At 69.2% G+C, this 26,491-nt stretch carries 26 protein-coding genes and 2 pseudogenes; 8 read left to right on the forward strand and 20 right to left on the reverse strand.

Annotation, left to right across the window (positions count from 1 at the left end; genetic code table 11):
- Positions 1-255: pseudogene (locus CHC08_RS49635) on the forward strand (hypothetical protein); the annotation flags it as partial.
- Positions 256-804: 549 nt separating this feature from the next.
- Complete coding sequence (locus CHC08_RS18500; protein ID WP_143653266.1) at positions 805-1,623, forward strand: hypothetical protein; 819 nt, start codon at positions 805-807, stop codon at positions 1,621-1,623.
- Positions 1,624-1,710: 87 nt separating this feature from the next.
- Here CHC08_RS18500 and glsA read toward each other — a convergent pair whose 3' ends face one another.
- Together glsA and CHC08_RS18510 are read right to left on the reverse strand one after the other, a co-directional pair.
- Positions 1,711-3,345, reverse strand: coding sequence for a glutaminase A (gene glsA / locus CHC08_RS18505; protein WP_089208564.1), 1,635 nt, complete (start codon positions 3,343-3,345; stop codon positions 1,711-1,713).
- Between the two features lie 46 nt (positions 3,346-3,391).
- The gene (locus tag CHC08_RS18510) at positions 3,392-3,691 is read right to left on the reverse strand and encodes a DUF1416 domain-containing protein (RefSeq protein ID WP_089208565.1); all 300 of its coding nucleotides are present in this window, start codon (positions 3,689-3,691) and stop codon (positions 3,392-3,394) included.
- Between the two features lie 559 nt (positions 3,692-4,250).
- Between CHC08_RS18510 and CHC08_RS18515 the strand changes: the two genes are divergently transcribed.
- Positions 4,251-5,564 carry an aminotransferase class V-fold PLP-dependent enzyme gene (locus CHC08_RS18515; protein ID WP_089208566.1) on the forward strand — a complete coding sequence of 438 codons (1,314 nt, stop codon included), beginning with the start codon at positions 4,251-4,253 and terminating at the stop codon, positions 5,562-5,564.
- Positions 5,565-5,696: 132 nt separating this feature from the next.
- Here the strand turns inward: CHC08_RS18515 and CHC08_RS18520 are convergent, their stop codons facing one another.
- The 6 genes from CHC08_RS18520 to CHC08_RS18545 form a co-directional block, all read right to left on the reverse strand.
- Entirely contained in the window at positions 5,697-6,971 is a 1,275-nt protein-coding gene (locus CHC08_RS18520) for an MFS transporter (RefSeq protein ID WP_089208567.1), read from the reverse strand.
- Positions 6,968-8,110 carry a PLP-dependent cysteine synthase family protein gene (locus CHC08_RS18525; RefSeq protein WP_089208568.1) on the reverse strand — a complete coding sequence of 381 codons (1,143 nt, stop codon included), beginning with the start codon at positions 8,108-8,110 and terminating at the stop codon, positions 6,968-6,970. Before CHC08_RS18525 ends, CHC08_RS18520 begins: the two co-directional genes overlap by 4 nt.
- A gap of 113 nt (positions 8,111-8,223) precedes the next feature.
- Positions 8,224-8,679 carry a hypothetical protein gene (locus tag CHC08_RS18530; RefSeq protein WP_143653267.1) on the reverse strand — a complete coding sequence of 152 codons (456 nt, stop codon included), beginning with the start codon at positions 8,677-8,679 and terminating at the stop codon, positions 8,224-8,226.
- Between the two features lie 15 nt (positions 8,680-8,694).
- Entirely contained in the window at positions 8,695-9,411 is a 717-nt protein-coding gene (locus CHC08_RS18535) for a transposase (RefSeq protein ID WP_143653268.1), read from the reverse strand.
- A 295-nt stretch (positions 9,412-9,706) separates the two neighbouring features.
- Positions 9,707-11,311 carry a penicillin-binding transpeptidase domain-containing protein gene (locus CHC08_RS18540; protein WP_089208571.1) on the reverse strand — a complete coding sequence of 535 codons (1,605 nt, stop codon included), beginning with the start codon at positions 11,309-11,311 and terminating at the stop codon, positions 9,707-9,709.
- A gap of 146 nt (positions 11,312-11,457) precedes the next feature.
- Complete coding sequence (locus CHC08_RS18545; protein ID WP_245878400.1) at positions 11,458-12,105, reverse strand: TetR/AcrR family transcriptional regulator; 648 nt, start codon at positions 12,103-12,105, stop codon at positions 11,458-11,460.
- Positions 12,106-12,223: 118 nt separating this feature from the next.
- Here CHC08_RS18545 and CHC08_RS18550 point away from each other — a divergent pair, with 118 nt between their 5' ends.
- Positions 12,224-13,147 (forward strand): NmrA/HSCARG family protein, encoded by a 924-nt coding sequence (locus CHC08_RS18550; protein WP_218825359.1) that lies wholly within the window; start codon positions 12,224-12,226, stop codon positions 13,145-13,147.
- 91 nt (positions 13,148-13,238) lie between these two features.
- Here the strand turns inward: CHC08_RS18550 and CHC08_RS18555 are convergent, their stop codons facing one another.
- The 5 genes from CHC08_RS18555 to CHC08_RS18575 all read right to left on the reverse strand — a co-directional run bounded on the left by CHC08_RS18555 (position 13,239) and on the right by CHC08_RS18575 (position 18,589).
- Positions 13,239-14,384 carry a cysteine desulfurase family protein gene (locus CHC08_RS18555; protein WP_089208573.1) on the reverse strand — a complete coding sequence of 382 codons (1,146 nt, stop codon included), beginning with the start codon at positions 14,382-14,384 and terminating at the stop codon, positions 13,239-13,241.
- Between the two features lie 138 nt (positions 14,385-14,522).
- Positions 14,523-15,464 (reverse strand): D-2-hydroxyacid dehydrogenase family protein, encoded by a 942-nt coding sequence (locus CHC08_RS18560; RefSeq protein WP_089208574.1) that lies wholly within the window; start codon positions 15,462-15,464, stop codon positions 14,523-14,525.
- A 157-nt stretch (positions 15,465-15,621) separates the two neighbouring features.
- A complete protein-coding gene (locus CHC08_RS18565) occupies positions 15,622-16,344 on the reverse strand; it encodes a phytanoyl-CoA dioxygenase family protein (RefSeq protein WP_089208575.1) in 723 nt (240 codons plus the stop codon).
- Positions 16,345-16,532: 188 nt separating this feature from the next.
- On the reverse strand, positions 16,533-17,003 hold the full coding sequence (locus CHC08_RS48360; protein ID WP_143653269.1) for a dienelactone hydrolase family protein: 471 nt from the start codon (positions 17,001-17,003) through the stop codon (positions 16,533-16,535).
- Positions 16,952-18,589: an L-lactate permease gene (locus tag CHC08_RS18575; protein ID WP_089208702.1), complete on the reverse strand. Its 1,638-nt coding sequence runs from the start codon at positions 18,587-18,589 to the stop codon at positions 16,952-16,954. The genes CHC08_RS48360 and CHC08_RS18575 overlap by 52 nt, the downstream gene beginning before the upstream one ends.
- A 182-nt stretch (positions 18,590-18,771) precedes the next feature.
- On the opposite strand from CHC08_RS18575, the pseudogene CHC08_RS18580 reads away from it, so the two are divergent.
- Positions 18,772-19,008, forward strand: a pseudogene (locus CHC08_RS18580) (response regulator transcription factor); the annotation flags it as partial.
- Here CHC08_RS18580 and CHC08_RS18585 read toward each other — a convergent pair.
- From CHC08_RS18585 to CHC08_RS18605, 5 genes are all read right to left on the reverse strand, one after another.
- Positions 19,005-19,916: an SGNH/GDSL hydrolase family protein gene (locus tag CHC08_RS18585; protein WP_179282105.1), complete on the reverse strand. Its 912-nt coding sequence runs from the start codon at positions 19,914-19,916 to the stop codon at positions 19,005-19,007. The pseudogene CHC08_RS18580 and the gene CHC08_RS18585 overlap by 4 nt on opposite strands.
- A gap of 257 nt (positions 19,917-20,173) precedes the next feature.
- Positions 20,174-20,605 carry a VOC family protein gene (locus CHC08_RS18590; RefSeq protein WP_089208578.1) on the reverse strand — a complete coding sequence of 144 codons (432 nt, stop codon included), beginning with the start codon at positions 20,603-20,605 and terminating at the stop codon, positions 20,174-20,176.
- An 84-nt stretch (positions 20,606-20,689) separates the two neighbouring features.
- Positions 20,690-21,025 carry a hypothetical protein gene (locus CHC08_RS18595; RefSeq protein ID WP_089208579.1) on the reverse strand — a complete coding sequence of 112 codons (336 nt, stop codon included), beginning with the start codon at positions 21,023-21,025 and terminating at the stop codon, positions 20,690-20,692.
- Positions 21,026-21,244, reverse strand: coding sequence for a hypothetical protein (locus CHC08_RS18600; RefSeq protein WP_089208580.1), 219 nt, complete (start codon positions 21,242-21,244; stop codon positions 21,026-21,028).
- A 59-nt stretch (positions 21,245-21,303) separates the two neighbouring features.
- The gene (locus CHC08_RS18605; protein WP_089208581.1) at positions 21,304-21,750 is read right to left on the reverse strand and encodes an Lrp/AsnC family transcriptional regulator; all 447 of its coding nucleotides are present in this window, start codon (positions 21,748-21,750) and stop codon (positions 21,304-21,306) included.
- Between the two features lie 114 nt (positions 21,751-21,864).
- On the opposite strand from CHC08_RS18605, the gene CHC08_RS18610 reads away from it, so the two are divergent.
- Positions 21,865-22,287 (forward strand): nucleoside deaminase, encoded by a 423-nt coding sequence (locus CHC08_RS18610; RefSeq protein WP_089208582.1) that lies wholly within the window; start codon positions 21,865-21,867, stop codon positions 22,285-22,287.
- A gap of 39 nt (positions 22,288-22,326) precedes the next feature.
- Here CHC08_RS18610 and CHC08_RS18615 read toward each other — a convergent pair whose 3' ends face one another.
- The gene (locus CHC08_RS18615; RefSeq protein WP_089208583.1) at positions 22,327-23,217 is read right to left on the reverse strand and encodes an aminoglycoside phosphotransferase family protein; all 891 of its coding nucleotides are present in this window, start codon (positions 23,215-23,217) and stop codon (positions 22,327-22,329) included.
- Between the two features lie 315 nt (positions 23,218-23,532).
- A complete protein-coding gene (locus CHC08_RS18620) occupies positions 23,533-24,258 on the reverse strand; it encodes a GntR family transcriptional regulator (RefSeq protein WP_338055686.1) in 726 nt (241 codons plus the stop codon).
- Positions 24,259-24,353: 95 nt separating this feature from the next.
- Between CHC08_RS18620 and mtnA the strand changes: the two genes are divergently transcribed.
- Both mtnA and CHC08_RS51555 read left to right on the forward strand, forming a co-directional pair.
- Positions 24,354-25,487 (forward strand): S-methyl-5-thioribose-1-phosphate isomerase, encoded by a 1,134-nt coding sequence (mtnA, locus tag CHC08_RS18625; RefSeq protein WP_089208585.1) that lies wholly within the window; start codon positions 24,354-24,356, stop codon positions 25,485-25,487.
- Positions 25,484-26,482: a dihydroxyacetone kinase subunit DhaK gene (locus tag CHC08_RS51555; RefSeq protein WP_089208586.1), complete on the forward strand. Its 999-nt coding sequence runs from the start codon at positions 25,484-25,486 to the stop codon at positions 26,480-26,482. Before mtnA ends, CHC08_RS51555 begins: the two co-directional genes overlap by 4 nt.
- The last annotated feature ends 9 nt before the right edge of the window (positions 26,483-26,491 follow it).

The raw sequence follows: 26,491 nt of genomic DNA on the forward strand, positions 1-26,491 counted from the left end.
CAAGGCCTGCTGGCCCGCTCCTACGGAATCACCCACACCACCCTGCAGATCGATCCCGCACCCGACGACGCGGTGGGCGAGAGCGAGTGTGTCGACGTCGGCCACTGCACCGATCCGCACGGCCCCCACTACCTGCCCCCACGCGGCGGGCAACCCGCCTCTCCCCGCGATGCGAAAAGGAATCGAGATGATGAGGGCGGCGGCCGCGTCGAAGGAAGCGGGTTGACCCCGCAGGGACCGGAGAATACGGGCTGACTCTCCGAAGGGCGCGGTCTCATCTGCCCTTCCGGTGAGAGCGGCCGGCGCGCCATGGTAATCCAGAATTGACGCCCCATTTAAACCCGAAATGTCGATATAAAGGCCCCTGTTGTCGCGTTGCGTTATGCATGGAAACGCGTTTTCGGCTCGCCTTTTGGGGAATCGAGAAAACGCAGAGATCCCGGATGGCGGGAAGGTTGACCGGAGGTCGCCCATGGAGCGGATTCCCAGCGACGTTTCCCCTCGTGCTCGTCACTATGCGGATTTTCCTCGTGAAAAGATCCCGATTCTATCGGAGGGCCGCGTGACCAGGGCACTCGATGAACTCGGGCGGCCTGGCGGCCGGCGCTGCGAGGAGGGCTCTCCGACGGCCGACGCGGAACAACTAAAAGGCCGCACACGACATCGCCCGGGTTGAGTGATGTCATCAGGGAAATGCCCGGTCGGCTGGGACGGTAAAAAATTGACGGCATCTCCGGCGGTGAACGCCACCCGCCGAGCTCCATCCTCGGTCTTCCGCTGTCAGTTTGATAAGGGGTGCTGAAAATGCTGCCGGCATGGTGGACGCAGGCCACGCGGCCGATGCTGGAGGCAGGAGATTCTCCTGGAACCGGGGCATGGATCGCCGTGATACTGATCTCGGTGTCGACGCTCGCGGGGGCGTGGCTCGCGCGACGCGAGTCCACGCGCCTGGCGGTCCGGCTGGCGATCGCCTCCGCGATGATGATGATCATCGCCCTCACGGACATGCTTCCCGACGCCTGGCAGGACGCGGTCGAGACCGGAGTGCCCCTCTGGGTGGTCGGGATCGCGGTGGCATTCGGCTTCCTGGTCATCACCTACTTCACCCGTAAAGGATGCGCGTGCCCGTCCGACTCCGGCAGGAGCCCCGTCGGCCTGTACGCTCCCGGCGGTCATCGCCGCCTGAAGGAGACGGTCAACGCGGCACTGTTCGGAGGAATGGGAACCGCCGCCGCGCTGACCGCCCATCGGGCCATCGAGGGTGCGACCCTGGCACTGACCGCTTCGACCGTCGTGGTCATCGCCCTGATGGCGCACTCCGCCGGCGAAGGGCTGGCACTCGCCGCACTGCTGGACGTGGCCGGCCAGCGCCTCGCCCCCTGGCTTGTCGTCGCGTGCGTGAGTCCGGCGGTCGGCGTCGTCGTCGCCACCTTCAGTCCCCTGCCCGGCCAGGTGGTTCCGGTGCTACTCGGGATGGTGACCGGCGTGCTGCTGCGCACGGCGATAGTCGGCCTGAAACTGGCCGCGGGCAGGCAGGAGAACGGCCGGCTGTCGAGAGGACAACTGGTGATCGCCACCGCCGTGGCGATCACGGTGGGAGTGCTCCTCGCGATGGCCCGTTAACCCTGCTCGGGGAAGTCGAGTGGCCAGGACGGACCCGCGGCTGATCTCGCCTTCGGAGGCGGGCCGAGGTGGTTCGGAGGCGCCGCCTCAGGCGGTCTGCCTCTCGGCGGAAGGAGACGCCATGACGGGATCGATCCACTGCTTCAAAGTATCCATGACCTCGGCGTGACCTCCCCGCTCGGCATCGGTGAGCGGGATCCCGCCCCAACGATCCCTGGCCTCGTGATCGGCGCCCCGCTCCAGCAGGTAGGTGACGAGATCGAGGTGTCCCTCGGCCGCCGCCAGGTGGAGCGCCGTACGACCGTCATAATCGGCGGACCGAGGGGACACCCCGGATGCCAGCGAAGCCCGCACGCCTTCGAGGTCGCCGGTGCTGGCCGACCAGAGGAGCCTGATCGTGCCGTCCGCCGCGGCCTGGTTCTTCTTCAGGCGGGGGTCGCGCTTGCCTTCCCCGTCGCTCTGCACGAGCGAGTCGTACATGTGGAAGTTGTACTTTTCGACCAGTTGCCGGCAGAACTCGATGCCACGAACGGAGTTCCCGTGTCCGTCCAGCCGTGGTGACCAGATGGCGATCCCCATGACCTTGGGGATGACCACCATGAGCGCACCGGAGACTCCGCTCTTCGCCGGCAGGCCGATGGTGAAGGCGAACTCGCCGGAATAGTCGTACATCCCGCAGGAGGACATGAGGGACAGGCACTTCTGGACGGAGCCGGTCGAGAACACCCGGTCGTTGGACAGGGGCACGACCCCGCCGTTGGCCAGCGTGGCGGCGGCCGACGCCAGGGCCCCGGCGTGGAGCTCTATGGAGCAGCACTGGAAGTAGAACTCGAGGGTCTCGACCAGGTCGGTGTCCTGCGGGAAGGCCTTGTGTTCCCGCATGAAATAGCCCAGTGCGAAATTGCGGTCGGCGGTCTGTCTCTCGGAGAGGTAGACGGCGTTGTTGAATCCGACGGGCCTGCCACCCGACAGCCTCTGCCAGGTGGCCGCGACGTAGTCGAAGCGGTCCGCGATGTCGAGGTCCGGTTTGATGAGTGAGCAACTCATGATGGCACCGGAGTTGATCATTGGGTTGTGCGGAAGCCCGTCTCCGTTGAGTGACAGCTCGTTGAATCCGCGCCCGCTCGGCTCCCGCCCCACATGCCGGTGGACCACCTCGGCCCCGTGTTCCTCGAGCGTGAGCGAGTAGTTGACCGGTTTGCAGACTGACTGCACACAGAAACCCACGCTTGAATCCCCGATGCTGAACCGCTGGCCGTCCACCGTGCACACCACGATGGCGAACTGTTCGGGCGGCACCCGTTTCAGCTGGGGAATGTAGTCGGCCACCTCGCCACGTCTCTCTGGCAGCAGACTCTCGTAGATCCCGGTGATGTCCGCGGTGAAGGAGGAGAAGTCCGGAATGGCGAGATCGCCGGTGATCGCACGAGCCGGCAGTCCTCCACTTTGCCGGCACAGCTTCGCGAACCGGGCGTAGTCCAGTTGCCCGCCCGTATCCGCCTTCTCCAGCGCGTCGAAGGCGTCCACCATGCGCGGATCGTCGGGCGTGATGCCCGCCTGCTGGAGCCGGGCGATCATCTCGATGCGGGAGATGTGACCCCGGGCGTCCTTTTTGAAAGAGTCGAAAAGCTTCCGGTATCCGCCTGATTCCTCGGAGGCGAGGTCCCGGACCCTCCAGACCGTGTCGGCGATGACGGCGACCCGGCCGTTCGGTGCTTCCATGAGTGTGTCCTTCCGGTCAGAAGACGGCCCGGCTACCAAGCGATGGTCAGAGGATGACCTGGACATGGGAGATCTCACCGGGGCGAGCCTCCACCGAGACGTCCTTGCGGACGCCACCACCCGCGATGACGCGGACGGTCCAGGACCCAGGTGCGGCGAAGAACCGGAAAATGCCTTCGTCGGACACCACCAGCTCACCGGTGAACTCACCGGAGTGATCCAGCAGACGGGCGTAGGACCTGCCCGCGCATATCACGACACCCTGGATGACCGCCTGGGCCGTCAGATCCATCTCCGCCGAATGCGCGACGGTCCGCTCCGGTGCGGTACGACCCTGAGCGGGCATCAACGGGCCTCCCCCGATCCGAGGGGCACGCCGGCAGGCGAGCCGTACCCGGTCCACGAACCGCCGTAGTTCTTCGCGCCGGTCTGGCCGAGGACCTCGTACGACCCGACCGGGTGCGGGCGGAACGCTCGCCGACGCGGCAGCGGGCGACGGTGTCCTTGCCGGAGCCGGAACGCTCGCCGGCGTGGAGCGAGCGGAGCCCGTCGTCGGCAGGGGGCCGGAATGCGGCAGTCCTGTTCGCGCAGGAGCGGCGGCCTCACGCCGTGGGCGCAGGGACTCACCAAGGAGTTTCTCGCTTTCCATTTTTCTTACGGTAGGAGGGAAGCCTGCCGGCAGACAGGTCGTATTACACCCAGGAGTGGTCCTCACTGTCGGCGGACATCCCGGCCAATGGCCATGCCCGATGCCCATCGCGTCCGGCGCTCGCCGCGCCACGCCCGAGCAGTCCGAATGCGCATCCTCGGGTGGTCACCTCACCCACACTGGAACTCGATCACTGCAAAAGGTCCGGGGGCTCCGCCGTGTCGTGGGCTCTCACCGATCCATGGGGAGAGGTTCGATGACCCTGTCGAGGCGTGTGATGGTCGCTGGGCTCGGCGCGCTGGCCGCCCCCTTCGTCCCGCCGCCACCGGCCCCGCGGCCGGTGGCTCCCGGCCCGCCGGCCGTTCCCGCCGGCCGGACGCCCGACCAGCTCGCCCGGGACGAGGGCTTCTGGTCCGCCGTGGCCCGGCAGTATCGGGTCAGCCCGGACTTCGTCAATCTGGAGAACGGCTACTACGGGATCATGCCCGAGCCGGTGCGCCGCGCCTATCACCGCAACGTCGACCACCTCAACGAGGTGAACTCCCGCCTGCTGCGCACCACCTACAAGGACCAGGCCGACCAGGTCAGAGAGCGCATCGCGACCCTGCTCGGCGTCTCCATGGGGGAGATCGCCCTCACCCGCGGCGGCACCGAGGCCCTGCAGAACCTGATCGCCGGCTACCGGCGGCTGCGCCCGGGCGACGCGGTGATGTACACCGACCTCGACTATCACAGCGCGCGGTACGCCATGAACTGGCTGCGCGACCGGCGGGGCGTGCGGGTCGAGCGGATGGCCGTCCCCGAACCGGCGACCCACCAGGCCGTGCTGGACGCCTACGCCGAGGCGTTGCGCGACCGCCCGCGGGTGAAGCTGCTCCTGCTCAGTCACATGAACAACGTCACCGGTCTGGTGCTGCCGGTACGGGAGATCGTCGCGATGGCCCGTGACAGGGGAGTGGATGTGATCGTCGACTCCGCGCACTCCTGGGGACACCTTGACTTCACGATGGACGACCTCGGAGCGGACTTCGCCGGATTCTCCCTGCACAAGTGGATGGGGGTTCCGCTGGGAGCGGGATTTCTCTACATCAAGAAGGACCGGCTGCCCGATATCGACCTCGCCTTCGCCGATGAGACCTATCCCGGTGACGACATCCGCTCGCGGGTCCACTCCGGCACCCTGGACGTCGCCCCCGTCCTCACGGTGGGCGCGGCCCTGGACTTCCACGACGCCCTCGGCGGCGCGGTCAAGCAGTCGCGCCTGCGCTTCCTGCGCGACCGCTGGGTCCACCAGGTGCACGACCTCCCGAACCTGGAGATCCTCACCCCCGAGGATCCCGCCATGTACGGCACGATCACCGCGTTCCGGGTGGCCGGGCACATCTCGGAAGCCGACAACGTCGCAATCGCCAAGGAGTTGTTCGACCGGCACCACATTTTCACGGTGCGCCGCGGCGGACCGGTCAAGGGTGACTGCGTACGGGTGACGCCCGCGCTGTTCACCTCCCGAGACGACGTCGACCTGCTCGCCAGGGCGTTGCGCGGCATCGCGTCGAGGATGCGCGGCTGAAGGGGCGAGCGGCCCGGAAGCGGGTGCGCGGCTGAAGGGGCGGGCGGTCCGGAGCGCGCCGGCCCCGCGCGCGGGCTCCCGGCCGGTGGCCGGGCGCATGCCGGCCGGGAGCGCGTGCGAGGTCTGCGAGGTCTATACAGCCACCGGCGCCTCGGGTGAGGCCGCCAGGCGTCCCGACCGATCCAGGGCGCGTACGGCCGCCGCGCATCCCAGGCCGATCAACGCCATGACCAGCCACGGCAGGCTCGGCAGGCCTGTCGAGTCGCCGAGGTCCAGCGCCCACCCCGACAGCAGGTTGCCCGCGGTCACACCGATGCCGGCCAGGGTGCTGTAGAGCCCGTAGTAGGTGGCCACCATGTGCGGGCCGCCGACGGTGACGATGGTCGCCATCTCGAACGGATAGATGATCATGATGGCCAGGCTGAGCAGCACCGCCGTACCGAGGACCGGCAGAAGCAGGAGCGCGTGGGCGATGCCGCCGGCCGGGACGGTGGCATCGCCCACCAGGGGCGCGGCCAGCGCGAGCGGGACGAAGGCCAGTCCCATCAGGGCGAGCCCCCTGCCGATGGCCTCGGGCGGGCGCCACCGCCGGGCCGCCCACGCCGTCACCCGGGCCTGCCCGGAGATGGTCAGCAGGCCGGAGACCACAAAGATGAGGGTGACCCCGAGCTCGCCGCCCGTCACCCGGCGAACCTCCAGCGGCAGGCCGAGATAGACCTGGAAGCTCAGCACGTACGAGCCGATCATGGCCAGGGAGAACAGCAGGAAGGGGCGGTTGGCGATCACCTCGCGCCAGTCGAGCAGCACTCCGCGTCTCTCCCGCGCCCGGGGGTGCTCCCGTGACGGCAGGGCGCGTGTCTGGGCGATCGTCAGGGCGGCGAACGTCAGTCCCGAGGTGAGGCAGACGAGCTTGAACGCCATGCCGTTGAGCACCAGGCCGATGAGGGGCCCGATCAGGACGCCGAGCTGGGCGAAGACGTTGAACGCCGCGAAGGCCTCGACCTTGCGGGTCCCCGCCTCGTGGGCGAGATAGGCCCGTACGGCGGGGTTGAACAGGGCTCCGGCGAATCCGGTCAGCGCCGAGGCGACCACCAGCATGGGAATGGAGTCGGCCACGGCGAGAAGGAGGAACGCGACGGTGCGCAGCCCGCATCCGGCGATGATCATTGGTCTGCAGCCGAGCCGGTCGGCGAGGGTTCCCCCGACCAGGAACATGCCCTGCTGGCTGAGGTTGCGGATGCCGAGGATGAGACCGACCAGTGCCGTCGGCAGTGCCAGCGTGCCGGACAGGTGACCCGCCAGGTAGGGCATCAGCATGTAGAAGCCGACGTTGATGGTGAGCTGGTTGACCAGCAGCAGTTTCACCGGCCGGTCGAAGGACAGGGCCAGAGCCAGCGTGCTTCTCACCGCGGTGTCCCTTCGGAGACGAGGGGAGGCCGCAGGCCGGCGACCGGGTCGATCACGGTCGCGCAGCGCGTCCAGCGGGTCGGCTCGCGTTCCGCCGGATGACCGATCTCCTCCGGGGCCGTCGCCGCGGGCGAACCGAGAAGATCATGTGCGACGCAGTAGTCGTCGTTGAACACCGTGTCGAAGTAGCGGTGGGGGCCATCGGGAAAGATCGCCGCTATCCGCGTGTGGCTGGGCAGCGTGCGAGCCAGCCACGAGGAGACCAGGGCCACCGCCCCGACGCTCCAGCCGCCGGTGGCGTACCGCAGCGCCGCCAGGCGCCGGCAGGCCCAGACCGCTTCCGGCGGTGCGACCCAGTGGACCTCGCTGAACAGCTCGTACGCCACGTTGCGCGGATGGATGCTGCTGCCCAGGCCGCGCATGAGCCGGGAGCGCGCGGGCTGCCCGAAGATGGTCGAACCGATCGTGTCGACGCCGATGAGCCGCAGGTCGGGGTAGAACCGCCGCAGCGCGCGGAAGACCCCGGCGCTGTGGCCGCCGGTGCCCACGCTGCACACCAGGACGTCGATCCGCCCGAGCTGGCCGGCCAGTTCCGCCGCCAGCCCCGCATAGGCCGTGACGTTGTCGGGGTTGTTGTACTGGTCCGGGCAGTAGGCGTCCGGTTGCTCACCGAGCAGCTCGCGCACCCGCTCCCGGCGCGCCTGCTGCCAGCCGCCCACCGGGTGCGGCTCGGTGACGACCACGACGCGGGCTCCGTAGGCCGACAGCAGGCGGCGCATCAGCGGTTCCATTCCCGGATCGGTCACCAGCGTCACCGGGTGGCCGTGCACGATGCCGGCCAGTGCCAGGCCCAGGCCGAAGGTCCCGCTGGTGGACTCCACGATGGGCGCGCCCGGCCGCAGCTCGCCGCGATCGCGCGCTCTGTCGACGATGTAGAGCGCGGGACGATCCTTGATCCCTCCGGGGTTGCTGCCTTCCAGTTTCGCCCAGAAGCCGCGTCCCTGCCCCGAGGCGATCTCAGGGACCCAGAGGACCGGTGTGTTGCCGACCACGTGCTCGGGGGTGTGGCACGTGTTTCCGGTGATCATCTGGCTGAGCGGAGGAGTATCGATCTGTGGTGCTTTAAGTGTGTATGTCATGATCCGTTTCCCATGGTTGCGAGGTGGTCGACGCGCTTCTGGGCATGCGGAGGCGACGGCTCATGCCGATCGGGTCGAGCGGTGAGTCGTTCGCGAGCCTGCCCGCGGGGCGGCTATATACGGGAAACGGATTTGAGCAGCAGCAGCTCTGCCCCGGGAGGCAGGCAGGCCGGTCGCGAGGAGCGCCGTGCCGGTGCCGGTGACGCCGTCGCGGCTGTCTCGCCGGCGATCAGATCACCGATGGCGTGCCCGCTGGGAAGCGGGACGCGCACGTTGACGATCGGCGATCCGGCCGCCGCGCCGCACAGGCTGTGATCATCGCCGGCGGGAAGCTGGGGGCACGGTGCGCCGTCCCGGAACGCCGCCGTGACGACTGCGGCGTGGAGTTCGGCATCCGTGCCGCAGACGGCCGCGGGCTGTTCCGTGCCGTGCTCAGGGAGGGGAGCCGGAGGGGCGGTCGTGAGGACGCACGACCCGAGATGCAGCAACACGACGATGCCGAGCACGGCCAGGCACAGCGCGGAGAGAACGCCTCCGCGCTGTGCCAGCCGCCGCATCGATACGATCATGACGGTAAATCTATATTACGCTCCGTGGCGACTCGCTACGGGGGGTGACTTTTGCACCATCGAGGGTGGCCCTCGCCGCCTCCCTCGAACACCGTGACCTGTGGCTGAACGGCTACCGCGGGATTTTCGGCTCTGTCGCCTTCCTGCTCCGCGGTACCGTTTCTGTGCGACGTTGGTGCCCGGGGCCGTGGCGGTGCCCGCCGCCGAACGGGTCATGTTCGTAATGTGCAGGTCTTCTACCACGATCGCCGAATACTTTCGGGCCAGCGCGGTGGTGGTCTGGTGCTGCCAGTCATAGGCTCTGCGCTTGGCTTTCGCGCGGAGCCTGGCGATCTGGTCGTAGGTGCGGGCCAGCCGGTTGGAGACCGGCTCGCCTTTGATGCGGGCGGCGCGCCGGCGAGCGGCGGTGCGCTCCAGACGCAGCAACCGCTCGCGCTCACCGGGAGCCAGCCACGGCTTGTGCCGCAGTTTCTCCCCGGTGGACAGCGCCAGGGGCACGGTGATGCCCCGGTCCATGCCCACCTTCGGGCCCCGGTGCGGGGTCGGGTGTGGCACGTGTTGTTCGGTGCGGAACACGATGTGCCAGCCGTTCGCCTCCTTCACCACCCTGGCGCCGGTCACCTTCCCGGCCGGGGAGTTCTTCCCGATGCCGGGCAGAGCCTTGGTCCACCGGAAGCGGACCCGGCCGACCAGCGGGACGGTGACCGCGCCCCATTTCGCCGACAGGCGCACAATCCGCAGTTTGCTGGCTTGGGGCACATCGACCGCCAGACGCGGGCGGCCCTTCTTTGTTTTAAACGTCGGTCTTTTGGCCGGTGGTTAGGGTTGAAGAAGTTCTGCCACGCCTGCATATACGTTTTGAGAACAGCTTGGGCTGCCTGGGTCGGAAGCACCGCGAGAAAATCGGCGTCTTTGCGGGCCTGGCGGATCGCCGCATCGGCCTGTGCGAGCGTTGGCTTTTTTCCGGTGAAATGCGTCCAGTAGGCGTGCAGGCCGAGCAGGACCGTGAGGGGGATGCCGCGCCGTATTACAGCGCGTTCAGGAACCGTGCGGCGATCGGCGCGGCCACCTTGCCGCCGGCGCCGCCGTTCTGGACGAACACCGCGAAGGCTAGGGAGCCGCGGTAGCCGATGAACCAGGCGTGGTCCTCCGCGCCTTCGACCTCGGCGGTGCCGGTCTTGCCGAAGGTCTCCGGCGGGAGGCCGGCCTGGGCGGCCGTGCCCTGGGTGACCACGGCGCTCATCATCGTCCGCAGGCCGCCGGCCACACCTTCGTCCAGCGGCACCGGCGGCGGCGAGTCGGCGGCGGGCTCGGCGGTCATGATCGCGGGCCTCCAGACGCCGCTCGCCACCGCGGCGGCGACCTCGGCCATGCAGAGCGGGCTGGCCAGCGCCGAGTGCTGGCCGATGGCGTCGGAGCCCAGCTCATCCGGGGTCCCGTACGGCTGTATCCGGCAGGAGCTCAGGCCGGGCTTCTCGCGGAACCCGAACCGGTCGGCGGCCTCGGCGCGGAGCCGGTCGTCGCGGAGCCGCTCGTAGGTCTGCTGGACGAAGGTGGTGTTGCAGGAGAGCGCGAAGGCCGTGGTGAGGGTCACGGTACCGTGATCGACGCCGTCGGAGTCGGTGAAAGATTTGCCGGTCGGGATGTTGTAGGTCGCCGGGCACGCGACCGGTGACTCCGGAGTCAGGCCGGTGCGGAGCAGTGCGGCCGCGGTCACCACCTTGAACGTCGAGCCGGGCGGATAGAGGCCGTTGAACGCGCCCCTGCCGCCCAGGGTGTCCGCCACCGCGCGGACCTGACCGGTCTGGACGTCCACGGCCACGATCGCGGCGGGCCGTTCCGTACCGTCCAGAGCCCGGGCGGCGGCGGCCTGCACGGACCGGGAGATCGTGCTCCGGGTCTTTACGGGCGGCGGGGGCGGGGAGGCCAGCAGCACCCGGCCCGAGGCCGCCTCCTCCAGGGACAGAACGACCGCCGTGCCGCCCAGCCCGGTGACGTAGTCGCCCGCCCTGCTGTCGCGGGGGAACAGCAGGCCCTCGCGGGTCAGCGTGGCCGGCCTGCGGACCTGGGTCTCTTTGAGCCGCAGGCTCTCGCCGTCCTTGAGCGAGGGGTGCAGTGTCCCGGGATCCCAGAGCACCTTCCAGGCGCCGGCCCGCAGCCCCAGGTGCAGGACCGAGGAGAACGTCCACCGGCCGAGCCCCGCGACCTCCCGTACTCCCTGGAAGGTCATCTCGGCCGCCTCCTCACTCAAGCGGTGCAGCTCGCCCCGGGTGAGGGACAGCGACGAGACCCGCAGGTCGGCGTCGAACGATCGGTGCCGCTCGGCGAAGTCCGCCGGGGGGTCGGCGACCAGGCCGGTCATGGAGGAGATGTCATGGGCCTGCCAGGCGTCGAAATATCTCGTCGCGGTCAGCTCGGGGCTCTCCTGCGGGGGCGACGAGGGCGCCGGAGTGGTGGGCGTGGGCACGGGCACCGGAGTGGACGCCGGCGCCTCGGCCAGCTCGGCGGCGATCGTGGGCGACGGCGATGGCGAGGCCACCACGGCACCCGGAGAGCTCGTCACCCCGTACACGCCGAAAGCGATGATCGCGACCGTCGAGGCGATCAGCGCGATGAGCCCTCGACGACGCATTATCGCTTGCTCCCTCTGGTTTTCCACGAGCGCATACCAGATAAAAGATCATAAAGGCTGCAACCAGGGATGAGCCAGGCGATTCGGTAAACCTGTTTGTCACGCCGCATGGCAGGGGCAGGCGGTACGGAAGGCGAAATTCCGGGTCACGTGTTCCGCGAGCCCCCGCCCCGCGTGCGGGCGGGGCCGGTCACCGGGACTCCCTGGGGGCGCACTCCGTCGAGGGCGAGAGTGAGCAGCCGGTCGGTCTCGGCCGCGCCGGCGGTTTCCTGCTCGGCGGCCAGCGAGATGGCGTTGACGAGTTTGAGCAGATCGGCGATGGCGACATCGGGGCGTACGGCGTGCGCCTGACGAGCGCGCGTCAGAAGTTCGCCGCCGGAATCAATGATCATCGTGTGGCAGGTGGTGCCCAGTGTCGAGTCGCCGTCGCGGGCGCCGCGCATCAGCGACGCCGCCAGGCCGCGGTTGGAGGCGGCGTGTGCGCCGACGGCGCGGAGCCAGGTGACCAGCGCGGACCCGGGATCGGGGGAGGCGGCCAGGTCGCGCGCCTTCGCGCAGAGGATCTCCACCCGGTCGTGGAAGACGGCCTCCAGCAGCGCCTGGCGGGAGGGGAAGTGCCGGTGCAGGGTGGCCGAGCCGACTCCGGCGTGCCGGGCGATCTCCTCCAGGGAGGCCTCGGCTCCGTGCTCGGCGACGGCCGTTTCGGCCGCGGCGAGGATCCGGTCGCGGTTACGGCGTGCGTCGGCGCGCATCGACCGCCCGGCCGGGACCGATGCGGCGCTTCCCTGAGTCACGGGACCTCCGGTGGACTTGCAAAACGGGGTGGTCCTCCATATCGTACCGGAATGTAAACGGAAGGCCACCCCACTTATAGGGTGGCCCCACCGGCGCAGTCGAACCTCAGGAGAGACCGTGGACACGGGAAAGATCATCATGGTGGTGGGAGCGACCGGCCTGCAGGGTCGCGTCGTGACGGCGCATCTGCTCGCCGGAGGCTGGCGGGTGCGTGCGCTGACCCGCGATCCGGACGGCACGCCGGCGAAGGCCCTGGCCGAGGCGGGTGCGCAGATCGTGCGCGGCGAGATGGACGACCTCGCCTCCCTGGCCGCGGCGGCCGAGGGCGCCTACGGCGTGTTCAGCGTCCAGCCCACCGTCGGCTCTCCCGGCACCGCGCCGGACTTCGCCGCCGACGACGAGGTCCGCTGGGGTGTCAACGTGGCCGAAGCGGCGCGCGCCGCCGGCGTCCGGCACTTCGTCTACACCTCGCTCGCGGGCGCGGGCCGCCACGACAGCGAGCAACTGCCGCAGAACACGGTGAACAAGTGGCGGATCGAGCGGCACATCGCCGGGATCGGCCTGCCCGCGACGATCCTGCGGCCGGTCTCCTTCATGGAGAACTACACCGGCGGCTACCACCTGCACGACGGCACCGTGGCCACCGCGTTCGAGCCCGACGTGCCGCAGCAGATCATGGCCGTCGACGACATCGGCGCCTTCGCCGCTCTGGCCTTCGCCCGGCCGGACGAGTGGATCGGCCGGGCGATCGACCTGGCCGGGGACGAGCTGACCCCCCGGCGGATCGCCGAGGCCATCGGGGAGGCGGTCGGGCGGCCCCTGCCGTACGTGCAGATTCCGATCGAGGCGATCCGGCAGGTCGGCGAGGACTTCGCGTTCGCCTACGAGTGGCTCAACGAGCGTGGCTACCGGGCCGACATCACCGCCGCGCGACAGCTCCACCCCGGCCTGATGGACTTTCGCACCTGGCTCGGCAGGACCGGCGCAGCCCGGATCACGGCGTTCCTCGCCGCCCAGCACGCCGGAAAGCAGGATGCGTGAACGACCACGGGCCCGACCTCGGACGCGTCGGGATCTGGACGGGCGACCTCGACGGCTACCCCAGCCTGGAAGATGGGGACGGGATGCCCTCTCAGGTGGTGGCCGGCACGCGGGTCAGGATGTCCGCGGCGCGGTCGATGTCGCCGATGTCGCTGAAGCGGCCGATGCCCAGGCGGATGGTACGGGCCGCCTGGCCGGGGGTGAGCCCGATGGCGGTCAGCGCCGCCGAGGGTGCGCTGTGGCCGGTGTGGCAGGCGGCCTGGGCGGAGAAGGCCAGTTCGGGGGTGGCGGCCATCAGTTGCGCGGCGGTGAGGTGAGGCAGGGTGAGGCTGAGGTTGCCCGGCAGACGGTGGACGAGCGAACCGTTGACCCGCAGCCCGGCCCACGCGGCGGTAAGCCCGTCGAGGAGCCGCCGGCGCAGGGACAGGATTCGGGTGGCGTCGGCGTCGTGCTCGGCCAGGGCCAGAGCGGCGGCGGCGCCGAGGGCGACGATGCCGGGCACGTTCTCGGTGCCGGCGCGCAGGCCGTGCTCCTGCCCGCCGCCGACGAGCTGAGACAGCGGGACGGGGGCGCCGCGCCGGACGTATAGAGCGGCGACCCCTTTGGGCGCGTACATCTTGTGGCCGACGACGGTGAGCAGATCGAGGCCGAGGGCCGCGACGTCGACGCCGACGGTGGCCGGGCTCTGGGCGGCGTCGGTGTGCAGCGGGATGCCGCGCTCGCGGGTGAGGGCGGCGATGTCGGCCAGTGGCTGCAGGGTGCCGATCTCGTTGTTGGCGTGCATCACCGACACCAGGATCGTGCCCGGTTCGAGGGCGCGTTCGAGGTCGGCGGGCTCCAGGCGCCCGTCGGCGCCCACGGGGACGCGGGTGACACGGAATCCGGCGGCGGCCAGCCGGTCACAGGTGGCCTGGGTCGCCGGGTGCTCGATGGTGGTGGTCACGATGTGCTCGCCCCGGCCGGCGGCGCGCAGGGCGTGAGCGGTGCCGGTGAGGGCGAGGTGGTTGCTCTCGGTGCCGCAGGAGGTGAAGACGATCTCCTGCGGTTCGCGGGCGCCGATGAGCGCGGCCACCTGCGCGCGGGCGGTGTCGACCGCGGTGGCGGCGGTGCGGCCATAGGCGTGGGCGCTGGAGGGATTGCCGAACTCGGTGGTCAGGTAGGGCAGCATGGCCTCGACCACGCGGGGATCGACCGGGGTGGTGGCCTGGTAGTCCAGGTAGATCGGCCGGCTGCTCATCGATCCTCCAGGGTGCGGCGAGGCGGTGATGGAAACCTGGCGGTGAAGCGGCGTCCACGTGAGGGGGAGAAGCTCACAGCTCACCGAGCGCCTGCGGCGTGGAGGTCCCATGGTTCCCATGGTGAGGACGGGAGGATGTCACTCCATGACGCGGATCGGGTTCCCCGACTGGAACGCGGCGATGTCCTCGACGGCGTCACGGTAGAAGATCTCATAGACCTCGCGGGTGACGTACCCGACGTGCGGGGTGAGCACGGTGTTGCCCAGCGCGCGCAGAGGATGATCGGCCGGCAGCGGCTCGGTGTCGTAGACGTCGAGCGCCGCGCATGCGATCTTCTTGCGCCGCAGGGCGTCCACCAGGGCGTCCTCGTCGACGATCGGCCCGCGGGAGGTGTTCACCAGTATCGCCGTCGGCTTCATCGCGGCGAGTTCCGCGGCGCCGACCAGTCCGCGACTGCGGTCACCGAGCACAAGGTGGATCGAGAGCACGTCGGCCCGGGCGAACAGATCCTCCTTGGACATCGCCGTCACACCGTGTTCGGCGGCTTTTTCCGGAGTCAGGTTCTGGCTCCAGGCAACGGTCTCCATGCCGAAGGCCTGGCCGATCCTGGCGACCTGCGCGCCAAGCCTGCCGAGGCCGAGCAGCCCGAGGGTCTTGCCGTTCAGGCCGGTTCCGACGCCGACCTGCCAGCCACCGTCACGCATGGACCTCACCTCGGCGGGGAGGTTTCTGGCGGCGGCGAGGATCAGCGCCCAGGTGAGCTCGGCGGTCGGATATCCGATGTATCCGGTCGTGGACACGACGATGCCGAGTTTCCGTGCCGCGTCGACGTCGATGGCGGCGTTGCGTGCCCCGGTGCTCACCAGCAGCTTGAGAGCGGTCAACCGGGCCAGCAGTTCGGCCGGGAACCTGGTGCGCTCACGCATCGCGACGAGCACGTCGAAGCCGGCGAGCCGCTTGACGACCTCGTCGGCGTCGGCGAACGGTTCGGTGAACACCTCGATCTCGGCGTCGAGGGAGTCCCAGTCGGCAAAGCTCAGCGCGACGTTCTGGTAGTCGTCAAGGATCGCGACCTTCATGCCAGTCAAGCTACTACGGCGGCGTCCCCCGAGCCCGCCTCGCCCCCCGGGCTCGGCATGGTGCCGTCGAAATCCGTTCCGATCCTTTGCGGAGGCCGTCCGCCAAGCCCAGACTCGGACGGACGAAAGCCACCTCCCTGTGAGGCGCGGGCGCTTCCTACAGTACGGCGCGTGCCAGGGCGTTACCCTCGCCCGGCGCGACCGGCGCGGTCAGGAACACCGGCATCTGGGCCATGAAACGCGGGCGCGTCCCCCGGTGCTCGTCGGCCGCGTGCACGGTCAGCGGGTGAACCAGGTACATGTCGCCCGGCTGCCCGGTCGCGTACGCCGTCGGCCGGTCCGCGGAAGCCGCGTCCAGCAGCGGTCCGGCCTTGAACGGGTCGAGCACCTGCTCACCCAGCACCTCGACGGCGTCCCGCTGCGAGCCCACCCTGATGCGGGTCGGCGCGTCGTCGTCCCCGACGTCCGAGAGCAACACCAGCAGCAACATCGTCTCCGGCCGTCCCGACACGGCCCACGAGCCGTCGGGCCGGGCCACGGAGGCGTCGATGTGCCAGCCCCGATCGTCGGCCGGTGCCACACGGGGGAAGCGGATCGGCATGTTGCCGAGGGCCCCACGCGGCACCCACCCACCGGGACCGGCCACCTCATCCAACGCCTCACGCAGCCGCGGGCTGCCCATGAGCTCCCCGAAGGGTCCGTGGCCGGTCATGTCGGCGGCCCACACCACGGGCTGCAGCCAGCCGGAGGGGTCATCGGGCGACAGGCCGATCTGCTGCCAGACCAGCGCCCTGGCCGCGTCTCCGACCTCCCGGGGTACGGCCGCCTCCAGCTTGGCGAACCCCTCGGCAACAAAACGGTCGACATCCACAATTGCCATACGAGCACCATAACGACGCCGTCCACCGATTTTCCGGACGCTACTCCTGTGGATATTCAGGCATTAATCACTCACATGCCCTCAAAGCGCCCTCTCGGGTTGGGCCGCCTTCGGCGGCTCGCGCCGTCGCGCCCGCTCCGCCTCCGTTCGCGTCATCGGCCGCTTGCGCGTGCCCAGCGCCACCTGTCTCAAGGGGCCGGCGCCCCGGCCAGGAACGCGCCGGCGGCGGCGAAGGAGCGCTCATCGGTGAGCGGGTCGTAGGCGACACCGGGCATCGCGCCTGCTACCGCGTGCCTGTGCGTGAAGCCGTGCATGGCGGTGCCGTAGATGACGAGCTGCCAGTCGGCCTCGGCGCGATTCATCTCGTCGGTGAACGCGGCGACGTCGTTCATGGGAACGTGCGGGTCCAATGCCCCGTGGCAGACGAGTATCTTCGCCGCGACGGCGCCGGGCTCCGCGGGATTAATTGAATTTCGATCCGGTCTCGATAACAACATCGTGGGTTCGGAGAAATGCGGCCGGGTCCTCCGTCTCGGCATGGAACGCAGATGGAGCCGGGTAACCTCCGCCGAGCCGGAGGGCGATCCGTCCCGGCGACGAGGGATCCCTAGAAGACCATCCAGGACAGGACCGAGGCCTGGAGGGCGGACAGGACGCATAGGAAGAAGAGGAAGACCAGACTCCAGCCGATGACCCGGCGGAAGATGTCGCCCTCCTTGCCGTTCAGGCCGACCGCCGCCGCCGCGATGACGAGATTCTGCGGCGAGATCATCTTGCCCAGCACGCCGCCCGAGCTGTTGCCGGCGGCCATGAGGATCTCGGAGAGCCCGGCCTGGCCCGCCGCGGTGACCTGCAGGGCGCCGAAGAGCGAGTTGGAGGAGGTGTCGGAGCCGGTGACGGCCACTCCCAGCCAGCCGAGGATCGGCGACAGCAGCGCGAACGCGGCGCCGGCGCCGGCCATCCAGGTTCCCAGCGTGATCGTCTGCCCGGAGGCGTTCATCACGAAGGCCAGCGCCAGGACCGTCATCACGGTGACGATCGCCCAGCGGAGCTGATGAAGCGCCGTCCCGTAGGCCCGCAGCGCCCGCGGGACGGAGAGTCTGAGCGCGATCGTGGTGATGATGCCCGCGACGAGCATCTGGGTGCCGGGTGTGGTGAGCAGGTTGAGGGTGAACGTGGCCAGCGACAGCTCCTCGCCCTTCGCGTTGAGCAGGTGGAGCCCCGGCCACTTCACCGTGAACGTCGCCCTGTCGAGGAGGCTCTTGACGGCGGGGATCTGGCAGATGACGAACACCGCGATGATGATCCCGTAGGGCGCGTACGCCCGGATGACGTCCGCGCGCGAGTCGGGGTGGGCGACGCGTTCGGCGAACTCGGGGGTCGGCTCGTCGGCCGCGCCGCCCGCGATCACGGCGGGCTTGGGGTACGGCCGGCGCGGGCGCCAGACGCGGACCATCGCGACGACGGCGGCGGCCGACAGGAGGGCCGCGACGACGTCGGCCAGCGGCACCGAGATGAAGTTCGAGGTCGCGTACTGCGCGATCGCGAAGACGACTCCGCAGACCAGCGCCACCGGCCATGTCTCCCGCACCCCGCGCAGCCCGTCCACGATGAGGACGAGCGCCAGCGGGACGAACACCGCGAGGAGGGGGGTCTGCCTGCCCACCATCGCGCCGAGGGTGTCGCTCGACAGGCCGGTCACCTTGCCGAGCGTGATGATCGGGGTGGCCATGGCCCCGAAGGCGACGGGCGCGGTGTTGGCGGTGAGCGCCAGCACGGCGGCCTTCAGCGGGTTGAAGCCGAGGGCGATCAGCATGACCGAGGTGACCGCCACCGGCGTGCCGAATCCCGCGAGCGCCTCGATGAGGGCTCCGAACGAGAAGGCGATGATGATCGCCTGAATGCGCTGGTCGTCGCTCACCCGGGCGAACGAGCGCCGCAGCACGTCGAAGTGCCCGGTCGCGACGGTCATCTGGAAGACCCAGATCGCGTTGATCACGATCCAGAGGATCGGGAAGAAGCCGAACGCCGCCCCCTCGGATCCGGCCAGCAGAGTCTGCCCGATCGGCATGCCGTACACCGCGACGGCGATCACGATGGCGAGGGCGAGGGACACCAGCGAGGCGACCCAGGCGGTCACCCGCAACACGCCGAGCAGCACGAACAGCACCAGCAGCGGCAGCGCGGCGACCAGGGCACTCCAGGCAAGGGAATGGGCGACGGGATCGAGAATCTGCTGGTACACGGCGACCACCTTCGCAGGTGCGTGATTTTCCTCGTGATCGATGAGTTTTATCCTGTTTCGGTCTTCTGTAAAGGCCCCTGTAAAGACCTTTGTAAATACCCGGAATGATCACCTCCGGACCGTGACCTTCTCGTCTCCGTCTGAGATCGGCCGGGGGAGTTCGTTCCGCGTACGTGGTGCGTCGCCGTATCCAGGCCAGGAACCTCCTGACCCTGCTGACCGACCGCCGGCGCGAGGTCGCCGTCGCGGTCGGTCAGGGCCGGTCCAACGCCCAGATCGGCGCCGTACTCCACCTCGGCGTCCCCACGGTCAAGACCCACGTCTCCGGCATCCTCACCAAGCTCGACCTCAACAACCGCGTCCAGATCGCGCTGCCGGCCCACGACGCGGGGCTTCTGGACGACCAGGCCTCGGACTAGGGCTGGGCCGAACCGGCGAGGACGGGCACCTTGCGCTGGATGAGGTCGGCCATGGCGGCCTGTCCCGGCTGGTTGAGGTGCAGTACGGCGTCCGGGCCCTCCTGCCCGGGCGCGAGTGCGTCGAACCCCCGGTAGAACTGAGGCGCGGACTCGCAGAGCGAATGACCCGCGAACTCGGGCTGGAGATTGACCGAGTTCGTGTAAGGGCTGACAAACTGGACGTCGACCCTGTGTGCCCTGGCGGCCAGCGTGGCCAGGCGAAGGGTCGCGTCCAGCGCGCTGGCGACGTTGTTGCCTTCCACGCGCTCCGTGTCGCTGAACACCTGGCTGTCGCAGATCGGGTCCAACGGCACCCCGGTGGCGTTCTCGCCCCGGGTGACCTGCCGGCCGTACCCGGTCACCACGATCTTGGCCTGCGGGCTGCGGGCCTTGATGTCGGTCAGGAGGGTGTTCAGGGCCTTGCCCATGCCGGGCAGGCGGCTGAGAATCGCCTTGGTGGGCGCGCCCGTGCAGTCGGCCTGGATGCACACTCCGCCGTATCCGGCGAAGTCGACGTCGGTGGTGCCGATGCTCAGCATCACCACGTTGGTGTCACGACGGAGCGCGTCCAGCTGCGGGGGCTGGTCTTTGAACGTCTGTCCCAGGGTCCTGATGGCCGCGCCGCTGCAGGTGACGTTGGTGAACTTCACCTGCTTGCCACTCTGCCTGAGCGTGTCGACGATGACCGAGGAATAGGAGTTTCCGCTGCGATAACACGTTCCCTCGGTGCCGGGCTGGTAGTTTCCGGCACCGGTGCCGGATCCGTAGGAGTCGCCCATCGCCACCACGTTCAGCGACGCCGATGAACTGGTCGCGGCGACGGCGACCGGGGCGGTGAGCACACCCAGCGCCCCGATGACTAAAACCATGAAGGGTAATCTCATAGTGGGATCTTGATGATTCCGAAGCCAGATGTCCATCGCCCGATTGGGAGACCTCGGACGCGGGGCGACGGCCTGCCGGTGCGCTCCTGATGCCGCATGTGGGGCGAGCGCATCGGCGGGCCGGAACAGCGGGACGTTGCCACGGCATGGCGCACGGAGCTCCCGACCCGGTCAACAAGCGCATCCTCACCTTCGGCGGCGATGCGATCGCTCCGGGCCGAAGCGGATCCGGCGGGGTGATGTCAGGCGGCGAAGACCTGGGAGTCGTCGGCGAACGCCTTGAACTCCAGGGCGTTGCCCGCCGGGTCGAGCAGGAACATCGTCCACTGCTCGCCCGTCTGGCCCTCGAAGCGAACGTAGGGCTCGATGACAAACGCCGTGCCGGCCGCCCGGAGCCGGTCGGCGAGCTTGTGGAACTCGGGGACCGCCAGAATCAGGCCGAAGTGCGGCACCGGGACGTCGTGACCGTCGACGGGGTTGCTGACGCCCTGGGAACGGCCCGGGGCCAGGTGCGTCACGAACTGGTGGCCGTGCAGGTTCCAGTCGACCCAGGTGTCCGAGCTGCGGCCCTGCTCCAGACCGAGCACCTCGCCGTAGAAGCGGCGCGCGGCGGTGAGGTCGTCGACGGGCATCGCCAGGTGAAACCGCGGGATGGAGGAGTCAAGTGTGGTCATGGGTGGCCTCGCCTTCCAGGGCCCAGCGGGAGTGGACCGTGAGCCCAGGTTATCGACACTCGCCCTGTCGCCCGGCCGGGGGATTCACGGGGAGGACGGAGTCACGTGGGGGAGCGCGGGCATCGTTCTGGCGGTCAGGACGATGAGTGTCAGGCCGCACAGCAGCAGCGCGACAAGCTGGACGACGGTCACGGCGGTCATGGTCCGGGTGATCGGATCGACGGCTTCGAAGGTCAAGACAGATTCGAAGGTCAGGACAGAGGCGTGGGAGAGTGTCACGGGCACGATCAGGATCGCCAGTGCCAGCGGCGGGGAGGGCGTCCGCCTGGCCGGAACTCGCAGATGCGTCCAGACACAGGTCGCGCTCCCGGCCAGAAGGGCCAGGCAGGCCAGTCCCGCCACGCCCAGCCATGGCCACACCTATGACCAGAACCTCCAGTCGATGGTCGCCCGCATCGTCGAGCCCAGCACGCCCAGGATCGCGTAGAGCAGGACGCCGGCGCCGACGGGCGACGCGGCCACCCACAGGGGACGGCGCGTCCGTGGCGCGTCACGATGGAATCCGGCCACCAGCGCCGGCACGGGCACCACGAACAGAAGACTTTGGAGAACCGCGATCCTGCCGTAGTCCCAGTTCACGAGACTTGAGGGGAAGATTGGTGATCCCGGCGGCGACGGTGATCGTTGATGCTCCAGAACTAAGGCCCCTGAGGGCCGCGGTAGGACAGCGTCTGGCTGTAGACGAGGTTGGTGGTCGTGCTGCCGAACTGGGCGAGCTCGTCGATGAGCTGTTCGAGGTGGGCCATGGAGGTCGCGGCCACCTTCAGCAAGTAGCAGTCGTCACCGGTGGTTCGCAGACATTCCAGGATTTCGGAGCGCTCCTCGAGCAGCCGATGCAGCGGCTGGTGCCGGCTGCCGGGGTATTTGAGGCGCACTACGGCGAGCACGGCGAAACCGACCTTCGTCAGGTCGACGGCGGCGTGATAGCCGGTGATGATGCCCGCCGCCTCCAGCCGCTTGACCCGCTCGGTGGTCGCGGAGGCGCTGAGACTCACCCGCCGTCCGAGCTCGGTGAGCGGGATGCGGCCGTCTCGCTGAACCTCGACCAGGATCGACCAGTCGGTCGCGTCAAGACTCTCGGTCATTCGGCAAAGATACCGGCAGATCCACGACTTATCGACCAGTACGCCGGGAGGATTCCCTTCCAGGTGGGGGTGATCGCTGGATAGCCTGAAACGGTGCAAACGAACGGAACGACCATGACACGCGATGACGAAAACCACCTCCGCAGGGCCATAGAGCTTGCCGCCAAGGCGCGGGAGACCGGAGACGCACCGTTCGGATCTCTGCTGGTGGGTCCGGACGGCGCCGTGCTCGCCGAAGCCCACAACACGGTCCTGAGCGACGGCGACATCAGCGCCCACCCCGAGCTGAAGCTGGCCAGATGGGCGGCTCGGGAGCTTGATCCCGAAGCCGCGGCCGCCACCACCATGTACACGAGCTGTCAGCCCTGCGGCATGTGCACGGGCGCCATCGCGCGCTCCGGCCTCGGCCGCGTCGTGTTCGCGCTCTCCAACGAACAGTTCGCGACTCTCAAACCGGGCGGCTGGCCACACGTGCCCCAGGAGGGCCCCGCTCTGTTCGACGAGGCGCGCGTCCCGATCGACGACTACTACCGGTGATCCACCACGGCTCGGGCGCCCGGCGGCGGCCGACGTGCGTCAGCCCTCACCGATCGCCAGTCGCAGGAGGAACCGGGTCTCCCTGTCGTGCGGGTCGCGGTTCAACCGGGGGACGGCGATGACGGCGGCCGTCGCCCGGCACCAGCCCATGAGCCGGTCGGGATCCACCTCGGGGATCAGCGCGGCGAGGCGGGTGATGTTCGCCTCCAGGTCGTGAAGTTCCGTGGTCTGGGCGAGGACCCAGTCGATGCCGTCGAACATGGGATCGCCGATGCTGGGCCGCGGGTCGATCACGGTGAAGCCGTGGTCATGGCTGACGAGGACGTTTCCGGGGTGCAGGTCTCCGTGGACCAACCCGGCGGGGCCGCCGGCGGCCAGTGCGAGCGCGTCGGCCCGGCGGCGCTCGAGGAGATCGCGGTCGATGTACTGCTCCGCCGGGTTTCCCCGCCATCGGCCGAGGGCCAGGTCGAAGAGGAATTCGACGCGCTGCCTAAGAGTGGGCAGTTCGTCGTCGGGGGAGTCGGCCAGGCGGAGCGAGCGGAGAAGCACCGCGACGTCCTCGATCGACAGCCGCTCGACCCGGGTTCCGGGTTCCACGGCGGCCAGCAGCAGCGATCCCGACTCTCCGTCCGAGTCGATCAACCGGACCACGTGAGGACTGTCCTCCCACGCCTGGAGCGCGGCCGCCTCGGTGATGCCGATCTGCGGCTCGGGGGTGAGCTTGAGAAAGGCGGGGACGCCGTCGGCCCGCCGTACGTGAAAGGTTCGTGAGGTGTTGCCCGCCGCGACGGCGGCGACGATTTCCAGGTCCCAGCGCCGGGCGAGCCTTTCCAGAAGCTCGGGAAGCGTGGCGAACCAGTCGCGGAAACCAGGACCGAACCGGCCGACGAGTCTGGTCTCGACGGCCGGATCGAGGGTCAGATCGAGCATGCGACAGTGTCGCACACGGCGCCGGGTCCTCCTGAGGCCCGCCGACGGCGGATCTCATGCCGTGATGAGCCGGTCGCGGAAGCGGATGCGCGAGCTCCATGGTGCCATCCTTGGCCCAGTCGCCTTCGATCGTGTGCAGGTTCGATCGGCAGACCCCGCACGAAGCCACCTTGACCACCACCTGCCCGGTCGGGGCCACCGGCTCGTCCACCTCGCGCAGGCGCAGTGGCCAGGCCTCGATGGGCATCAGGGATTCCAGGACGGAAGCTTTCGTCGCGCACATCCTTGGGTTCGGCGGCGGCGCACGGCCCACGGTCAGTGGGTACGGATCACGGTGAAATTGAACTCCCCCTCGAGAAAGAAACTCCGTGAGTGCATGAACGGCCTGCCCCTGTCGTCGAACTGCAGCTGATCCAGGAGCACGTAGAGGTTGTCCTCACCCGCGTCGTCGTCCCAGCCGACGACGTCGGAGCGGACGGCGTGCACCGTGGCCACGGCCCGCGTCGGCCGCGGTCCGTCGTGGTCGGCGAGGTAGCCGAACACCGACCCCCGTAGATGGCCGGCCCGGAATTCGTCGGGAAAGACCCAGCGCGGCAGGATGTCGTAGGAGTAGGCGACGACCGTGTCGTCGGCCAGGATCTTGCGCTGGATGTCGAGCACTCTGGCGCCGGGATCCAGGCCGAACATGGCGAGCTCATCCTCGGTCGCGTCACGGATGGTGCGCCGGCGGTATCTCATGGAGGGCGTGAAGCCCATCTCGGCGATCGTCGCGGAGATGGACGTCAACTCCTGCATGCCGGCGTGGATCTCACGGTGCGGGGCCATGAACGTGCCCAGTCCCCGCCGCACGACGACCAGGCCCTGACCGGCCAGGTCCTTGATGGACTGACGTACGGTGGCGCGGGAAAGGCCGTACTCGGCGACGAGCTCGGCCTCGGTGGGCAGCTTCTCGCCGGGGGCCCACTCCCTGGCCTTGATGCGCGCGCGCAGGTCGTCGGCCAGTTGCTGGGGCAGGGAGGCCCGGGAGCGCAGGATGGTTATGGCGCACCTCTCATCGAACGGATCGGCCTACGGGTCCACATCCGACCCTAACAGAATACTTGACAGACGTCAGTTGTCAGACAACGCTACCAACTATGCGAACCATAGATTGGCTGGACGGTTCCGTACGGATCATCGACCAGACGCGGCTGCCGCATACCGAGACCCACGTCGACGTGCACGACGTCGAAGATCTCATCGTTCACATCCGGTCACTGGCGGTGCGTGGCGCGATGGCGCTGGGCGTGGCGGGCGCGATGGGCATGGCGCTCGCGGCGACCCGGGCCGAACGCGATCACCTTGACATGGACGGTGAGCTCGCCGCCGCGGCGCGGCTACTCGTCGAGGCTCGTCCCACCGCCGCCAACCTGGCCTGGGGCGTCGGCGAGATCCAGAAGGTCCGTGCCGCAGGAGCGGACGCCGCCGGCATCGTCGCGGCCGCGCTGGCCGTCCGGGACGCCGATCTGGATGCCAACAGCGCGCTCAGCGAGCGTGGAGCACGGCTGCTGGCCGGGGCGCGGCGCATCCTCACCCACTGCAACGCGGGCGCGCTCGCGGGCGTCGAGTACGGCACCGCGCTCGGCGTCATCGGGCGGCTGCACGCCACCACCGGCCTGGACATGGTCTACGTCTGCGAGACGCGTCCGCTGCTACAGGGCAGCCGGCTCACCGCCTGGGAACTCGGCCGGCACGGCATCGCGCACCGGGTGATCGTGGACTCCGCCGCCGCCGGTCTGATCCTCGCCGGCGACGTCGACGCCGTGGTGGTCGGCGCGGACCGTGTCGCGGCCAACGGCGACGTCGCGAACAAGGTGGGGACGCTCGGCCACGCACTCGCGGCTCGCCACGCCGGAATTCCCTTTGTCGTCGCCGCCCCCGAGTCCACGATCGACCTCGGCACCCCGACCGGATCCGACATCCCGATCGAGATCCGCGACGAGCGCGAGGTGCTGGAGATCGACGGCCGGCGAGTGGCCGCACCCGGCAGCCTGGGCTGGAACCCGGCCTTCGACATCACCCCCTCGGCCCTGGTGACCGCCATCGTCACCGAGCACCGTTCGCTGAACGATCCCAGGAACGATCCCCGGGACGACAGCCGGCACCCCTCACCGCACGATCCGCGGAACAGAACCGAACGCCTCTCACCGCATGAGCCCTGGAACAGAACCGAGCACCCCTCACCGAACGAGCCCTGGAACAGGGCGACACCCGAGGAGGACCTCGTATGAAGAAGCTCATCAACGACCCGCACGACTTCGTCGACGAAGTCGTCGACGGCTTGCTGCTCGCCCATCCCGACCGCCTGCGGGCCGCGAGCGAGACCCGCAGGGCGCTGGTGCGCGCCGACGCGCCGGTCGCCGGTCAGGTCGGCATCGTCACCGGCGGTGGCTCGGGTCACCTGCCGGCCTTCCTCGGCTATGTCGGAAAGGGGCTGTGCAGCGGGGTCGCGGTGGGCAACGTCTTCTCCTCGCCGTCGGCGGAGCAGATGTATGAGGCGACCAAGGCCGTCAACGGCGGCGCGGGCGTTCTCTACCTGTACGGCAACTACGTCGGTGACTCGCTCAACTTCGACCTCGCCGCCGACATGGCCGACCTCGACGACATCCCGACCCGCACGGTCCGGATCACCGACGACGCGCTGAGCGCACCGCCCGAACGCGGCACCGAACGACGCGGGGTCGCCGGCATGGTCTTCGCGTTCAAGATCGCTGGTGCCGCGGCCGAACGCGGCGACTCCCTCGAAAAAGTGTCCGAGCTGGCCCAGCGTACGGTCGACAGCACCCGCTCGGCCGGCGTCGGGCTCTCCCCGACGATCCTGCCCGAGGCGGGCAGGGCCACCTTCGAGCTCGCCGACGGCGAGATGGAGATCGGGATCGGCATCCACGGCGAGCCGGGATCACGCCGTGGCCCGCTCGAAACGGCCGACGAGGTGGCCGACACCTTGCTCGCGGTCATCCTGGACGACCTCCGGCTCGGGGCGGACGAGCAGGTCGCGGTCCTCGTCAACGGCCTGGGCGCCACTCCCCTGGAGGAGCTGTACCTGATCTACCGGCGCGTCCACAACACCCTCCTGGACAAGGGGATCGGCGTGCATCGCCCCTATGTCGGCGAATACGCGACGAGCCTCGAGATGGCCGGTGCGTCGGTCACGGTGCTGCGTCTCGACGACGAGCTGACCGAACTGCTCGACGCTCCGGCTGACTCCCCGTTCTTCCAGCAGTGACTTCCAGCA

Source organism: Streptosporangium subroseum, assembly GCF_900188345.1.
In the GTDB taxonomy this organism is placed as follows: Bacteria; Actinomycetota; Actinomycetes; order Streptosporangiales; family Streptosporangiaceae; genus Streptosporangium; species Streptosporangium subroseum.

What these genes read in the sequence shown, in the direction of transcription:
- CHC08_RS18500 (WP_143653266.1), top strand. Translation starts at nt 805, where the DNA reads ATGCTGCCGGCATGGTGGACGCAGGCCACGCGGCCGATGCTGGAGGCA.
- glsA (WP_089208564.1), bottom strand. Translation starts at nt 3,345, where the DNA reads ATGGAAGCACCGAACGGCCGGGTCGCCGTCATCGCCGACACGGTCTGG.
- CHC08_RS18510 (WP_089208565.1), bottom strand. Translation starts at nt 3,691, where the DNA reads ATGCCCGCTCAGGGTCGTACCGCACCGGAGCGGACCGTCGCGCATTCG.
- CHC08_RS18515 (WP_089208566.1), top strand. Translation starts at nt 4,251, where the DNA reads ATGACCCTGTCGAGGCGTGTGATGGTCGCTGGGCTCGGCGCGCTGGCC.
- CHC08_RS18525 (WP_089208568.1), bottom strand. Translation starts at nt 8,110, where the DNA reads ATGACATACACACTTAAAGCACCACAGATCGATACTCCTCCGCTCAGC.
- CHC08_RS18530 (WP_143653267.1), bottom strand. Translation starts at nt 8,679, where the DNA reads ATGATCGTATCGATGCGGCGGCTGGCACAGCGCGGAGGCGTTCTCTCC.
- CHC08_RS18540 (WP_089208571.1), bottom strand. Translation starts at nt 11,311, where the DNA reads ATGCGTCGTCGAGGGCTCATCGCGCTGATCGCCTCGACGGTCGCGATC.
- CHC08_RS18555 (WP_089208573.1), bottom strand. Translation starts at nt 14,384, where the DNA reads ATGAGCAGCCGGCCGATCTACCTGGACTACCAGGCCACCACCCCGGTC.
- CHC08_RS18560 (WP_089208574.1), bottom strand. Translation starts at nt 15,464, where the DNA reads ATGAAGGTCGCGATCCTTGACGACTACCAGAACGTCGCGCTGAGCTTT.
- CHC08_RS18565 (WP_089208575.1), bottom strand. Translation starts at nt 16,344, where the DNA reads ATGGCAATTGTGGATGTCGACCGTTTTGTTGCCGAGGGGTTCGCCAAG.
- CHC08_RS48360 (WP_143653269.1), bottom strand. Translation starts at nt 17,003, where the DNA reads ATGCGTCCTGTCCGCCCTCCAGGCCTCGGTCCTGTCCTGGATGGTCTT.
- CHC08_RS18585 (WP_179282105.1), bottom strand. Translation starts at nt 19,916, where the DNA reads ATGGTTTTAGTCATCGGGGCGCTGGGTGTGCTCACCGCCCCGGTCGCC.
- CHC08_RS18590 (WP_089208578.1), bottom strand. Translation starts at nt 20,605, where the DNA reads ATGACCACACTTGACTCCTCCATCCCGCGGTTTCACCTGGCGATGCCC.
- CHC08_RS18605 (WP_089208581.1), bottom strand. Translation starts at nt 21,750, where the DNA reads ATGACCGAGAGTCTTGACGCGACCGACTGGTCGATCCTGGTCGAGGTT.
- CHC08_RS18610 (WP_089208582.1), top strand. Translation starts at nt 21,865, where the DNA reads ATGACACGCGATGACGAAAACCACCTCCGCAGGGCCATAGAGCTTGCC.
- CHC08_RS18615 (WP_089208583.1), bottom strand. Translation starts at nt 23,217, where the DNA reads ATGCTCGATCTGACCCTCGATCCGGCCGTCGAGACCAGACTCGTCGGC.
- mtnA (WP_089208585.1), top strand. Translation starts at nt 24,354, where the DNA reads ATGCGAACCATAGATTGGCTGGACGGTTCCGTACGGATCATCGACCAG.
- CHC08_RS51555 (WP_089208586.1), top strand. Translation starts at nt 25,484, where the DNA reads ATGAAGAAGCTCATCAACGACCCGCACGACTTCGTCGACGAAGTCGTC.